Origin of the sequence: Streptomyces sp. TLI_55, from assembly GCF_900206255.1 — a bacterium.
Lineage (GTDB): Bacteria > Actinomycetota > Actinomycetes > Streptomycetales > Streptomycetaceae > Streptomyces > Streptomyces aquilus.
Genome location: NZ_OAOJ01000001.1, coordinates 465,060 through 478,198, shown reverse-complemented (window position 1 = coordinate 478,198; position 13,139 = coordinate 465,060). Strand labels below are relative to the sequence as shown.

General features: G+C 74.2%; 11 protein-coding genes and 1 pseudogene. 9 read left to right on the top strand and 3 right to left on the bottom strand.

Annotated features, from left to right (window positions below):
• The 7 genes from CRP56_RS02355 (at nt 1) to CRP56_RS02325 (ending at nt 7,406) form a co-directional block, all read left to right on the top strand.
• Nucleotides 1–1,023, top strand: a complete 1,023-nt coding sequence (locus CRP56_RS02355; RefSeq protein WP_097259749.1) for a zinc-dependent alcohol dehydrogenase — start codon at nt 1–3, stop codon at nt 1,021–1,023.
• Nucleotides 1,024–1,028: 5 nt separating this feature from the next.
• Nucleotides 1,029–1,904 (top strand): universal stress protein, encoded by an 876-nt coding sequence (locus CRP56_RS02350; protein WP_097273636.1) that lies wholly within the window; start codon nt 1,029–1,031, stop codon nt 1,902–1,904.
• Nucleotides 1,905–2,120: 216 nt separating this feature from the next.
• On the top strand, nt 2,121–4,862 hold the full coding sequence (locus CRP56_RS02345; protein ID WP_097259748.1) for a bifunctional acetate--CoA ligase family protein/GNAT family N-acetyltransferase: 2,742 nt from the start codon (nt 2,121–2,123) through the stop codon (nt 4,860–4,862).
• Between the two features lie 12 nt (nt 4,863–4,874).
• On the top strand, nt 4,875–5,606 hold the full coding sequence (locus CRP56_RS02340; protein ID WP_097259747.1) for a CBS domain-containing protein: 732 nt from the start codon (nt 4,875–4,877) through the stop codon (nt 5,604–5,606).
• A 37-nt stretch (nt 5,607–5,643) separates the two neighbouring features.
• Nucleotides 5,644–6,153: a flavodoxin domain-containing protein gene (locus CRP56_RS02335; RefSeq protein ID WP_097259746.1), complete on the top strand. Its 510-nt coding sequence runs from the start codon at nt 5,644–5,646 to the stop codon at nt 6,151–6,153.
• A complete protein-coding gene (locus tag CRP56_RS02330; protein ID WP_097259745.1) occupies nt 6,102–6,404 on the top strand; it encodes an Hsp20/alpha crystallin family protein in 303 nt (100 codons plus the stop codon). Before CRP56_RS02335 ends, CRP56_RS02330 begins: the two co-directional genes overlap by 52 nt.
• 411 nt (nt 6,405–6,815) lie before the next feature.
• A complete protein-coding gene (locus tag CRP56_RS02325; RefSeq protein ID WP_097259744.1) occupies nt 6,816–7,406 on the top strand; it encodes an Rv1733c family protein in 591 nt (196 codons plus the stop codon).
• Nucleotides 7,407–7,502: 96 nt separating this feature from the next.
• On the opposite strand, the pseudogene CRP56_RS02320 reads toward CRP56_RS02325, so the two are convergent.
• Together CRP56_RS02320 and CRP56_RS02315 are read right to left on the bottom strand one after the other, a co-directional pair.
• Nucleotides 7,503–7,601 (bottom strand): annotated as a pseudogene (locus CRP56_RS02320) (hydrogenase maturation protease); the annotation flags it as partial.
• A 181-nt stretch (nt 7,602–7,782) separates the two neighbouring features.
• A complete protein-coding gene (locus CRP56_RS02315; protein WP_097259743.1) occupies nt 7,783–8,589 on the bottom strand; it encodes a universal stress protein in 807 nt (268 codons plus the stop codon).
• Nucleotides 8,590–8,753: 164 nt separating this feature from the next.
• Between CRP56_RS02315 and CRP56_RS02310 the strand changes: the two genes are divergently transcribed.
• On the top strand, nt 8,754–9,653 hold the full coding sequence (locus CRP56_RS02310; RefSeq protein WP_097259742.1) for a universal stress protein: 900 nt from the start codon (nt 8,754–8,756) through the stop codon (nt 9,651–9,653).
• Between the two features lie 9 nt (nt 9,654–9,662).
• Nucleotides 9,663–12,350, top strand: a complete 2,688-nt coding sequence (ppdK, locus tag CRP56_RS02305; protein WP_097259741.1) for a pyruvate, phosphate dikinase — start codon at nt 9,663–9,665, stop codon at nt 12,348–12,350.
• A 19-nt stretch (nt 12,351–12,369) separates the two neighbouring features.
• On the opposite strand, the gene CRP56_RS02300 is transcribed toward ppdK, so the two are convergent.
• Entirely contained in the window at nt 12,370–13,056 is a 687-nt protein-coding gene (locus CRP56_RS02300; RefSeq protein ID WP_097259740.1) for a GNAT family N-acetyltransferase, read from the bottom strand.
• Nucleotides 13,057–13,139 lie beyond the last annotated feature (83 nt).

The window sequence follows — 13,139 nt, the reverse complement described above, 5'->3', positions numbered from 1 at the left end:
ATGAAGGCAGCCGTCGTACGGGCCTTCGGCGAGCCCCTGGTCATCGAGGAGCGCCCCGACCCCGCACCCGGCCCCGGCCAGATCCGCATCCGGGTCGAGGCCTCCGGGCTGTGCCACACCGACATCCACGCCGCGCACGGCGACTGGCCCGTCAAGCCCAGCCCCCCGTTCGTGCCCGGGCACGAGGGCGTCGGCATCGTCGAGGAACTCGGCGCCGGCGTCGCCCACCTGAGCCTCGGACAGCGGGTCGCGGTGCCGTGGCTCGGCAAGGCCTGCGGGCGGTGCGAGCACTGCCTGTCCGGCTGGGAGACGCTGTGCGAGCAGCAGATCAACACCGGGTACGGCTGTGACGGCGGGTACGCCGAGAAGATGCTCGCCTGGGGCGACTTCGCCCAGCCGGTGCCCGACGGCGTCAGCGCCGTCGACGCCGCCCCGCTGACCTGCGCGGGCGTGACGACGTACAAGGCGCTCAAGGTCGCGGGGGTGCGCCCGAGCCAGCTGGTCGCGATCTCCGGCGTCGGCGGACTCGGTCATCTCGCGGTGCAGTACGCGAAGATCGCCGGTGCCACCGTCGCCGCGATCGACGTCACCGACGACAAGCTCGAACTCGCCGCGGAACTCGGCGCCGACCTCGTCATCGACGCCCGCAAGCAGGACGTCGCCGAGGTCCTCAAGGAACACGGCGGGGCCCATGCGGCGATCGCCCTCGCCGTGAACGAGGCCGCCTTCACGGCCGTCAACGCCGGGCTGCGGCGCGGCGGGAAGCTCGTCATGGTCGCGCTGCCCGCGCACGGCACGATCCAGGTCCCGATCTTCGACACCGTTCTGAACGGGACGAGCGTGATCGGCTCCATCGTCGGCACCCGGCAGGACCTCGCCGAGGTGTTCGACCTGCACGCGGCCGGTCGCACGAGGGTCATCAGCGAGACCCGGCCGCTGTCGTCCGTCAACGAGTCGATCGAGGACGTCCTGCGCGGCCAGGTCAAGGCCCGCATCGTCTTCGACCTCGCCCCGGGGAGGTGAACGTGATGGAACTGCCCGTCGTCGTAGGCGTCGACGGCTCCGAACCGAGCCTGCGCGCCGCGGACTGGGCGGCCGACGAGGCCGCGCTGCGGGGAGTGCCGCTGCGGGTGGTGTACGCCTGCCGGTGGGACCGCTACGAGAGCGCCGCCCTCGCCCGGGACCTCGGCAAGCCCGACGCCGAGGTGCTGCCGCAGGACGTCGTCGCCGGCGCCGCCCGACGCGCCCGCAGCCGGCAGCCCGAGCTGAAGGTGACCACCGACGTCGTCTTCGAAGAACCCGAGTACACCCTCGTGCACGAGGGCCGCAACGCCTCCGTGCTGGTCGTGGGCACTCGCGGCCGCAGCGGCATCGCCGAAGCGCTGCTCGGGTCGGTCAGCCTGACGGTCGCCGGCCACGCCCACTGCCCGGTCATCGTGCTGCGCGGCAACCACGACACCAAGGCCTCGCACGGCACCCACGGCCGCGTCGTCGTGGGCATCGGCGAGGACCCCGACGAGGCGGCGGCCGTACGGCGGTTCGCCTACGAGGAGGCCCGGCGGCGCGGGGTGGTCCTGGACGCCGTGAAGGCCTGGCGATGCCCCGCGCACGAGACCACCGACCACCCCCTGCTGGCCGACGCTCCCGCCCGGCTGCACGCGGAGGAGGCCGAGAAGTCCCTGACCGAGGCCCTGCGCGACGCCCCGCCGGACGTCGAGGTACGTCCCCGCACGCTGGAGGGCCCCGCCCGCCACGTCCTGGTGACCACCTCGCACGGCGCCGACCTGCTGGTGGTGGGCGCGAAGCGGCGCAAAGGCCACCTGGGTCTGCAAATCGGCCGGGTCGCCCACGCCGCCCTGCACCACTCGGCGTGCCCGGTGGCGGTCGTACCGCATCCGGTGTGAACGGCGCCCTTGCCGCGCGATCCCGGGCTCCGGCCCGCGGACCGCGCGGCGGGCAGCCGCAGTCCGCCGTACGCCGAGACGCCGCCTCCCCGAGCGGCGGCAGACCCTCGGCCGGAGGGGCCGACCGGTCCGGCGGAGCCACCCGGGTGGCCCATGGGAGCGGTGCCGGTTCCGCAGGACGCTCCGAGTACGAGAAGACCTGTGAGGAGATCCGTCATGACGGACGACACACTCGACCGGCCCTCGGTCCACGCCCTGCTCGCGGACGGCCGCACGGTCCGCATCCGCCCGGTGCGGCGCGACGACCACGACCAGCTCCAGGGGCTGTACGAGGAGATGTCCCCGGAGAACCTGCGCCTGCGGTTCTTCGCCGCGAGCCGCCGGTCGGCCGCGAGGGCCGCCGACCGGGCCTGCGCCCCGCGCCACCCCGGCTACCGGGCGCTGCTGGCCGAGACGGAGGGCCAGGTCATCGGCCTCGCCGAATACGACACCGGCGGCACCGAACCAGACGCCCGCACGGCCGAGATCTCCATCGCGGTTGCCGACGGACTGCACCACCGCGGCGTCGGCACCCTGCTCGTCGAGCATCTCGTCTCGGCCGCCCGCGCCGAGGGCATCACGACCTTCACCGCCGACGCGCTCAGCGAGAACCACGAGGTACTGCGGCTCTTCGCCGACCTCGGCCTGCGCACCGCCCGCCGCTTCGAGGGCCCGGAGGTGCGCTGCACCATCGCTCTCGACGACAGCGACAGCTACCTCACCGCGGTCGAGGAACGCGGCCGGGGCGCCGGCATCGCCAGCATGGAACCGCTGCTGCGACCGCGTGCGGTCGCCGTCGTCGGCGCCGGACGCAAGGCCGGCTCGGTGGGCCGGGCCGTGCTGCACCAGCTGCGCACGGGCGGCTACACCGGGCAGCTCTTCGCGGTGAACCCCGGCGCGCATGCCATCCTCGGCGTGCCCTGCCACCCTTCCGTCACCGCGCTGCCCAGGACACCGGACCTCGCGGTGCTCGCCGTACCGGCCGCCGCCGTCCCCGCGACCGCCGAGGAGTGCGGCAAGGCGGGCGTGCGCGCCCTCCTCGTCGTCACCGCGGGACTGGACACGGACCAGGCCAGGGCCCTGCTGACGGCCTGCCGCGAGCACGGCATGCGCCTCGTCGGCCCCAACTGCCTCGGCCTGTCGAACACCGACCCCGCCCTGCGCCTCGACGCCACCTTCGCCGCCGGCCACCCGCACCCCGGCACCGCGGGCGTCGCCGTGCAGTCCGGCGGCGTCGGCATCGCCCTGCTGGACGGGATGTCCCGGCTCGGCATCGGCGTCTCCTCCTTCGTCTCCCTGGGCGACAAGTACGACGTCAGCGGCAACGACATGCTCCAGTGGTGGGAGAGCGACGGCCGCACCGACCTCGCCCTGCTGCACCTGGAGTCCTTCGGCAGCCCCCGCGCCTTCTCCCGCACCGCCCGCCGCGTCACCCGCCGGATGCCGGTTCTCACGGTCGACGCCGGCCGTACCGAGGCCGGACGACGCGCCGCCGCCTCGCACACCGCGGCCGCCGCCACCCGCACCATGACCCGCGGCGCCCTGTTCACCCAGGCCGGCATCACCGCCACCCGCTCGGTCGGCGAACTACTCGAAGCCGCCGCCCTGTTGCACTCCCAGCCGGCGCCCGCCGGACCCCGCGTCCTGATCGTCACCAACGCGGGCGGCGCGGGCGTCCTCGCGGCCGACGCCTGCGCCGAGGCCGGGCTCACGCTGCCGACGCCCACCCCCGAACTCATCGACGAACTGCTCGCCGTACTCCCCGAGGGCGCCGCCGTCGGCAACCCCGTCGACGCCACCGCCGCCGTCTCGGAGGGGCAGCTCATGGACTGTGTCGACCGGATCATGCGGTACGGCGGGATCGACGCCGTCCTCGTGGCCCTGGTCCCCACGGCGGTCGCCGCCGCGACCGGCGACGACCTCGTCCGGGCTCTTACCGGCGCCCCCGGCCCGAGGACGAAGCCGGTCGCCGCGGTCCGGCTGGAGCAGGCCCTGCCCGTCGAACTGCTGCCCACCGCGCAGGGCGACGGCACCGTCCCCTCGTACTCCGAACCCCAGGCGGCGGCACGGGCGTTGGCCCACGCGGCCCGCCGTGCGGCCTGGCTCGCGCGCCCGGCCGGCACGGTCCCCGACCTCGACGGCGTGGAGACGGAACGCGCCCACACCGTCGTGGCCGCCTGGCTCGACGCCCATCCGGACGGCGGCTGGCTCGACCCGCGCGACTGCGCCGAACTCCTCGACTGCTACGGCATCCCCCAACTGTCCTGGGCATGGGCCGACACCGAGGACGGCGCCGTCCTCGCCGCCCAGCGGCTGCGCGGTGCCGACGGCCGGGTCGTGATGAAGGCCCACTGGCCGGGACTGCTGCACAAGAGCGCCGAGCACGCGGTCCACCTCGACCTGCGCGGCGACGCCCAAGTGCGCGCCGCCTACCGCGACTTGGAGACCAGGTTCGCCGGCCGGCTGACCGGAGTCGTCGTGCAGCCGCTCGCCGACCGCGGCACCGAGCTGTTCGCGGGGGTCGTACAGGACGAGGTGTTCGGACCGCTCGTGCTCTTCGGGCTGGGCGGCACCGCCACCGAGATCCTCTCCGACCTCCCCCAGTCTCGGCTTCGCTCGACCGGGGGGACCCCCATCGCCCGCCTCGCCCCGCTCACGGACCACGACGTACACGACCTGATCACGGCACCGCGCTGCGCCCCGCTTCTCCTCGGAGCCGGCGGCGCCCGGCCCGTGGACCTCGAAGGCCTCGAACAACTGCTGCTGCGGCTGTCCCGCATGGCGAGCGACCTGCCGCAGCTCGCCGAGGCCGACTTCAACCCCGTTCTCGCGACACCGGGCGGGATCAGTGTGCTCGATGCGCGCGTACGCCTGCTGCCCCGCAGCCCCCACGACCCGTATCTGCGCCGTCTCCGCTGAGGAGGGACAACGATGAAGCACAACAAGGTCGGCTCCGTCATGACCACGGACGTCGTTCGGGCCCGGTACGGCACGCCCTTCAAGGAAGTGGCCCGGCTGCTGGGCGAGCACCGCATCAGCGGACTGCCGGTGGTCGACGAGGACGAGAAGGTCGTCGGCGTCATCTCCGAGACCGATCTCATGGTCCGGCAGGCCGACGCCCCGGACCCCTACGAACCGAGGAAGCGCTACCGGTTCGCCGCGCTCACCCGCCGGGGCCGTGCGCGTGCCGTGAAGGCCAGGGCCCGTACGGCAGGCCGGTTGATGACCGCGCCGCCCGTCACGGTCTTCGCCGACGACACCATCGTCGAGGCCGCCCGCACCATGGCCGAGCACCACATCGAGCGGCTGCCCGTCCTGGACGAGGAGCAGCGCCTGGTCGGCATCGTCACCCGCCGCGACCTCCTCCAGGTCTTCCTGCGGCCCGACGCCGAGATCCGCGCCGAGGTCATCGACGAGGTTCTGATCCGCGCCCTGTGGCTGCCGCCGAGGAGTGTCGAGGTGGCCGTGGTCGAGGGCGTCGTCACGCTCTCCGGACACATGGAACGCAAGAGCGAGACGGAGATCGCCGTCTCGATGGCCCGCCAGATCGACGGCGTGGTCGATGTCGTCGGCAAGCTCACCTACCGCCTCGACGACTCCCATGTGGAGCCCGCGGCACAGGCGCTGCACGGCGTGGGCGACGACTGGCTCCGCAAGCCGTGAACTCATGAATCCAAGGGTGGAAAGGAGGTGGACCGTCATGTCGGCCGGCGTGCTGGTCGCCTACGGGACGACGAACGGATCCACCGCACAGATCGCCGAGACCGTCGCGGACGTACTGAACAAGGCGGGCCTGCATGCATGGGCCCGGCCGGCCGCCTCCGTCGCGAGCGTGGCCGATTACGACGCCGTGGTGGTGGGCGGAGGCTTGTACGCGGGGCGCTGGCACCGGCAGGCGCGCCGCTTCGTCCGCCGCCATCACCGCGCACTCGCCGAGAAGCCGCTGTGGCTGTTCAGCAGCGGACCGCTGGACGCCTCGGCGTCGGAGAAGGACATCCCGCCGGTGCCCGGCGTCCGGCGGGCCATGAACCGGCTCGACGCCCGCGGCCACGTCACCTTCGGCGGCTGTCTGGTGGAGGGCGCCGAGGGACGCATCGCCAAGATGATCGTCCGCAGCGGAAAGGGCGGCGACTTCCGGGACTTCGCCCGCATCGAGGAGTGGGCCCAGGGCATCGCCGACGAGCTGACGAAGGACGCGACGGAGCGCTGAACGGGCGGCGAGAGCGCAGATCCGTCGAGGGAGGGCTGCTGACGCCGCGCGCCGAGCGCACCGCGGAGCCCACCGACAGGCACCGCACCGAGTTCCGGCACGGCACCTTCGCCCGCTGCGTCCGGCTGCCCGCCGGGGCGAAGGGCGACATGACGACCGCCGCGTACCAGGACGGCGTGCTGACGATCACGGTCCCGGTGCCCAGGGCGAAGTCGGGCACCACGACCATTCCGGTGCGGCACGGCGGCTGATCGGGGCCCGTGCCGTCACGTCCGCGCACCCGGGCAGGGAAGACCGGGTGCGCGGACGGCCCGCACACCTTCCCGCCGGACGCCATGGAGGAGGCGTACGACGTCTTCGCCCGCGTCGCCGACACGTACGCGCGCTGCCACCCGGGCGTCGGCCCGCCCCCGGAGGACGCGCGCGGGATCTCTCCGAGGACGATCCTGGACGCAGGAGGTGCCGCTCATGCTTCGGCACGGACCGCGGGCATGGACGGGCCCGTGGGCCGGGTGAGCCGCTGGGCCGGTCGGGTGCCGGACGCACCCGAAGGTCCCTGGCGGACGTCCGGTCGGCCCCTGCCGCTCATGCTGCCGGGGCTGGGAGATTCGTCGGCAGGAGCGGTCTTCGGCTGTGGTTCGCCGACGAGGAGGTGTCGGACGATGACGCGGACAGTTCGCGGGAAGGCACGCAGGGTGCGGCTGTGGCGGTGGCGGGGCAACCCGCTCAGGCGGCGCAGCGATGTCGTCGAGGGCTGGCTGCTGCTCACCCTCTGGTTCCTGGCCCTCGTCGCGGGAGCCGCCGTCGGCATGGTGACCGCCCACGCGGTGGAGCAGAGCCTCGACGACCGGCGGGCCCAGCGCCACCCCGTGTCGGCCGTCCTCACCCAGGACGCCTCCGACACCGCCACCACCTCCACCTCGTCGGGCGACTACGCCTGGGCCAAGGTGCGCTGGACGGCCCCCGACGGCTCGCCCCGCACGGGGCTCGCCCGCGTCGAGCCGGGGATCAAGGCCGGCAGCGTGGCCCGGATATGGCTGGATCAGCGCGGCAACCTCGCCACCGCGCCCGTGAGCAGCGAGGAAGCCGAGCTCCAGGGCGTCGTGCTGGGCGCGGCGACCGCGGTGTGCGCGAGCGTGCTCGTCCTGCCCCTCGGCTGGGTCCTCCACGAGCGTCTGGACCGGCGGCGCATGGCGCAGTGGGACAAGGAATGGGCCTGCGTCGGCCCACGCTGGGGTCACAAGACCGGCTGATGTCCCGTCGACCGCCCGACACCCCACCAGGCCTCAGCCACCCCTCAGCAGACCGGCACCCACCGCCGTCCCTCCTCAGCAGACCGGCACCCTGGGCCGCTCAGACAGCCGGGCCAGCACGGCCCAGCCCACGCCGTCGTCGCGCCGGAACTCGTTCCCGACGCCGATGACGGCGATGCGACCAGGCCTCTGCATGTCTCTCACGGTGCGATGCGGCCGCCCCGGCCCACAGGGGCCGAAGGGCCCCGGCGCGAGGGCCGACCGGGACTCGGGCGGGTGGGACGGCGACCGGGTCTCGGGCGGGTGGGACGGCGACCGGGACTCACGCGGGCACGACGGTGAACAGGGCTCACCCGGGTGCGACGGCGACCACGGCTCACGCGGGCACCACGGCCACCGGGCAGCGCGCGTGTTCCAGCAGGGCGAGCGCCGTGCCGCCCGAGCGGCGTCCGGTGACCACCAGGCCCGAGTTGCGGGCCGTGTGGGCGAGCGCCTCGGCCGGCGTGAACAGCACCACGTCCTCCAGGACGTCGACGTGCGGGTACTTGCCGCGCCACGGCCGCAGCGCGTCCGCCAGCGTCTGCACCTCCTGGTCCTCCCAGGTCGCCCGGTCCTCCTCCAGCACCGGGAACGGCGAGTGCGCCGCCTGGGGCGGAAACCTCCAGGCGTGGACGGCGTGCAGCCGCACGGCCCGCAGCCGGGCGGCCTCGAAGGCCAGGTCCACCGCGGGGCCCACCGGGTCGCGGGCGTCGATCCCCAGGGTCACCCCGTCGGCCCGGCCCGGCGGCTCCTCGCCGGCGAGGGTGCCGGGCACCAGGACGAGCGGCCCGGGGCAGGACACGGCCAGTGCCGCAGCCGTCGACCCGACGGCGACTCCGGCGTGACCGCCTTCGCCGCGCAGGCCGACCACCAGCAGTTCGGCATCCTCCGCGAGGGTACGCAAGACGTCCGCGGGCGCCCCGTGAAGGGTGCTGCCGCGACCCGCCAACTCCGGGTGTCGCCGGACGAGTGCGGCGAGCACCCGATCCGCCACCGGGTCCGGGCGGTGCGGCCACTCGTCCGACGCCGTCACGTGGACCACGTGCAGGGGCAGGTCCCGCAGCAGCGCCTCGCGCGCCGCCCAGTCGGCCGCCGCCCTGCTGCGGGCGGACCGGTCGACGCAGGTGATGATCATTCGGCCCATGGTGTGCCGCCTTTCGGAGCCGCGGTCTCCACCCTCGCCGCGCGCCCGCCTCCCACACAGGGGGCCGAACGGACCCGGAACGGGCCCCTGGGGCCCCTACCTGCCGGTAGCGCGCGGGACGACGCTGGAGACGAGCAAGGGACGACCCCTAGGAGGTGCGCGCCATGCTGCTGCCCGTCATCGCCGCCGTCGACGGATCGGCCGAGAGCCTCGCCGCGGCCGAATGGGCCGCGCGGGAGGCGGCACGGCGCGGTCGCCCGCTGAAGCTGCTGCACGCCTGGAGCCGGCACCCGCGCCAGGACGGCGAGCCCGCCACCGCCGCGCAACGGCACCTCGCCCGGCGCTGTCTGCGCCAGGCCGAGGAACGCGTTCAGCACACCTGCCCCGGCGTCCGCGTCGAGGAGGAGCAGGTCGAGGGGCCCGCGACCGCCGCTCTGCTGCACGCGGCCGAGGAGGCCGACCTGCTGGTGCTGGGCTCGCGTGGCCTGAGCGGCTTCACCGGGTTCGTGGTCGGCTCCGTCGCCCTCGGCGTGGTGGCCAGGGCCGCCCGGCCCGTCGTCCTCGTGCGCGCGGAGGAGACGGCGCCGGACGAGCACGTTCCGGACGCCGCCGGACACGACTCCACCCGTACCCCCTACCGGGACGTCGTCCTCGCCCTCGACCTCGACGACCGCTGCGACGAGGTGATCGAGTTCGCCTTCGAGGCCGCCCGGCTGCGCCACGCTCGGCTGCGTGTCGTGCACGCCTGGCAGCAGCCCTCCGCGATCGCGCTCGGCCCCGGGGACATCGGCCTGGTGCAGGAGCCGCAGCGCGCCGACGAATGGCTCGGCTTCATGACCGCCGTCCTGCAGGTGTGGCGGGAGAAGTACCCCGAGGTCGAGGTCGCCGAGACCGTCACCGAGGGCCGTGCCCGGTCCGTGCTGGTCCGCGCCGCGTCCGGGGCGAGCCTGCTCGTCGTCGGCCGCCGCGGCACCGACCGCCCGGCGGGCCCGCGCACCGGCCCCTTCGCCCATGCCGCCATCCACCACGTCGGCTGCCCCGTGGCCGTCGTACCCCACGCCTGAGAGGCCACGATGAACGCGCCGGTCAAGTACGTCCACGCATTCGCCGAGGGCAGCCGCGACCTGGCCGACCTGCTCGGCGGCAAGGGAGCCGGGCTCGCCGAGATGACCCGGCTCGGGCTGCCCGTCCCGCCCGGGTTCACCGTGACCACCGAGGCCTGCAAGGTCTACCTGGCCACCGGCGAGGAGCCGCCCGAGCTCGCCGTCGAGGCCGCGACCGCCCTCGCCGCGCTGGAGCGCGCGATGGGCCGGACCCTCGGCGCCCCCGACGACCCCCTGCTGGTGTCCGTGCGCTCGGGCGCCCGCTTCTCCATGCCCGGCATGATGGAGACCATCCTCGACATCGGCCTCAACGACCGGTCCGTCACCGGGCTCGCCAAGGCGTCGGGGCAGGAGCGGTTCGCCTGGGACTCCTACCGCAGGCTCGTCCAGATGTTCGGCCGCACCGTGATGGGCGTGGACGGAGAGCTGTTCGAGCAGGCCATCGCCGCGCACAAGGCCCGGCGCGGCACGACGGACGACCACGACCTCGACACCGGCGAACTCGTCGAACTCACCGAGGAGTTCAAGGACGTCATCCGCCGCGAGACCGGCGAGGACTTCCCGCAGGACCCCGCCGACCAGCTCGCCCGCGCCGTCCGCGCGGTCTTCGACTCCTGGAACGGCGAACGCGCACATGTCTACCGCCGCCGCGAGCACATCCCCGAGGACCTCGGCACCGCCGTCAACGTCCAGGCGATGGTCTTCGGGAACCTCGGCCCCGACTCCGGCACCGGCGTCACCTTCACCCGCGACCCCGCCACCGGCCGCCGCGGCATGTACGGCGACTACCTGCCAGACGCCCAGGGCGAGGACGTCGTCGCGGGCGTCCGCGACGCCCTGCCGCTCAGCGCGCTGAAGTCGATCGACCCGCGCGCCTACGTCGAACTCCGCGACCACCTGCGCACGTTGGAGGACCACTACCGCGACCTGTGCGACGTGGAGTTCACCATCGAACGCGGCAAGCTGTGGATCCTGCAGACCCGCGTCGGCAAGCGCACCGCCGAGGCCGCCTTCCGCATCGCCCACGACCTGCGCGTGGACGGCACCATCAGCGCCGACGAGGCCCTGATGCGGGTCGACGGCACCGAGCTGACCCGGCTGATGTTCCCCCGCTTCGCCACCACCTCGACCGACGTGCCCATCGCCCACGGCGTGCCCGCCTCACCGGGTGCGGCGGTCGGCGCCGTGGTCTTCGACTCCGCCGAGGCCGTACGACGGGCCGCCGCCGGCGAGAAGACGGTCCTGGTCCGCCGCGAGACCACCCCCGACGACCTGCCCGGCATGATCGCCGCCGAAGCGGTCCTGACCAGCCGGGGCGGCAAGACCAGCCACGCGGCCGTCGTGGCCCGCGGCATGGGCAAGGTCTGTGTGTGCGGCGCGGACGGACTGGCCGTCGACCCGGTGGCCCGCCGGTTCACGACCGCCGAGGGTGTCGTCGTACGCGAGGGAGACACCGTCTCCGTCGACGGCACCGCGGGCACCGTCCACCAGGGCGCGCTGCCGCTCGCCGCGTCCGAGGTCGGCAGCGCTCTGGAGAACGGCACCGGCAGCGGGTCCCTGACACGGGCCGTGCTGGGCGCCCTCGCCCACGCCGACGCCGTACGCCGCCTCCAGGTCCGGGCCAACGCCGACACCCCGCGGGACGCCGCCCGCGCCCGCGCTCTCGGCGCCCAGGGCATCGGCCTGTGCCGCACCGAGCACATGTTCCTCGGCGAACGCCGCAGCCTGGTCGAGGCGATGATCCTGGCCCGCGACGACGCGGCGAGGGAGCAGGCGCTCGCCGCTCTCCTGCCGCTCCAGCGCGCCGACTTCACCGGCATTCTCGAGGCGATGGACGGCCTGCCCGTGACCATCCGGCTGCTCGACCCGCCGCTGCACGAGTTCTTGCCCGACCGCACCGAACTCGCCGTCCGCCTCGCCTCCCGCGCGCACCCGGACCCGCACGACCGGGCCCTGCTGCACGCCGTCGAGCGCATGCACGAGCAGAACCCCATGCTGGGGCTGCGGGGTGTCCGCCTCGGGCTCGCCGTGCCGGGGCTGATGGCGATGCAGGTGCGGGCCGTGGCGGAGGCCGTGATCCGGCGGCTGCGCGACGGCGGCGCCCCGCGCGCCGAGATCATGATCCCGCTCGTCGCCACGGTCGAGGAACTCCGCCTGGCCCGGACGGAGACGGAGCGTGTCCTCGCCGAGGTCGCGGCGGAGACCGGCACCCCGCTCGACCTGCCCATCGGCACGATGATCGAACTCCCGCGCGCCGCCCTCACCGCCGGACGCATCGCCGAGGCCGCCGACTTCTTCTCCTTCGGCACCAACGACCTCACGCAGACCACCTGGGGCCTGTCCCGCGACGACGCCGAGGCGTCGTTCTTCCCGCTCTACCTGAGCAAGGGTGTGTTCACGACATCGCCGTTCGAGACGATCGACCAGGACGGCGTCGGTCGCCTGGTGGAGCTGGCCGCGCAGGCCGGCCGCGCCGTCAACCCCCGCCTGGAGGCGGGGGTGTGCGGCGAGCACGGCGGCGACCCGGACTCGATCCACTTCTTCCACCGGGCCGGTCTGGACTACGTCTCCTGCTCGCCGTTCCGCATCCCCGCGGCCCGGCTGGAGGCGGGCCGGGCGGCCGTGGCGGACGGCACCGGGAACAGCGACAGCAGGTGACGTCTCTCCAGTGTGAGCCTCACGGCGTACGGAACCCGCGGAACGTCACCGGCTTCCGGCTCTCGAAGCCGAGCCGTTCGTAGAGCGCGAGCGCTCCGGTGTTGCTCTCGGCCACGTGCAGGAAGGGGCGCTCGCCGCGGGCGGTGATGCGGGCGGTGAGCGCACCGATCAGACGGCGGGCGTGGCGGCGCCCGCGTGCCTCGGGCGCGGTGCAGACCGCGCTGATCTCGGTCCAGCCCGGCGGCCGCAGCCGTTCGCCCGCCATGGCCACCAGGCGGCCGCCGTCGCGGATGCCTAGATACGTGCCGAGTTCGTGAGTGCGCGGCCAGAACGGGCCCGGTTCGGTCCGCGTGACGAGGTCGAGCATCTCGGGCACATCGGCCGCGCCCAGCTCCACGACATCGGTCGGCTCGACCGGGCCGTCGTGGGGTCCGATCATCTGTCGGCCGTCCAGGACGAAGACCGGTTCCCAGTCGGACGGCGGGGTGGCGGTGCAGCTGAACAGATCGGCGAACCGGCCGCCCCCGAGGAGCTGGGCCAGATCCGCCCAGTCCGCCGCCTCCGCGTCGGCGGGCACCGCCGAGAAGGTCGCCACCCCTGGCACATAGGTCGCGGCCCGGCCGAGCCGCCGGCCGAGATGAGCGTGGTGACCGCGCAGCGACGAGCCCACCGGGTCGTCGAGTGCGGTGACATCGCCGTACGTCATCGTGCGGGGCCTTTCGTGAGATGCCGGGGCGGCCGGAACGGCCCGGGCATCGTACGTCCCGGCCGGTAGGAAACGGCCCAAAT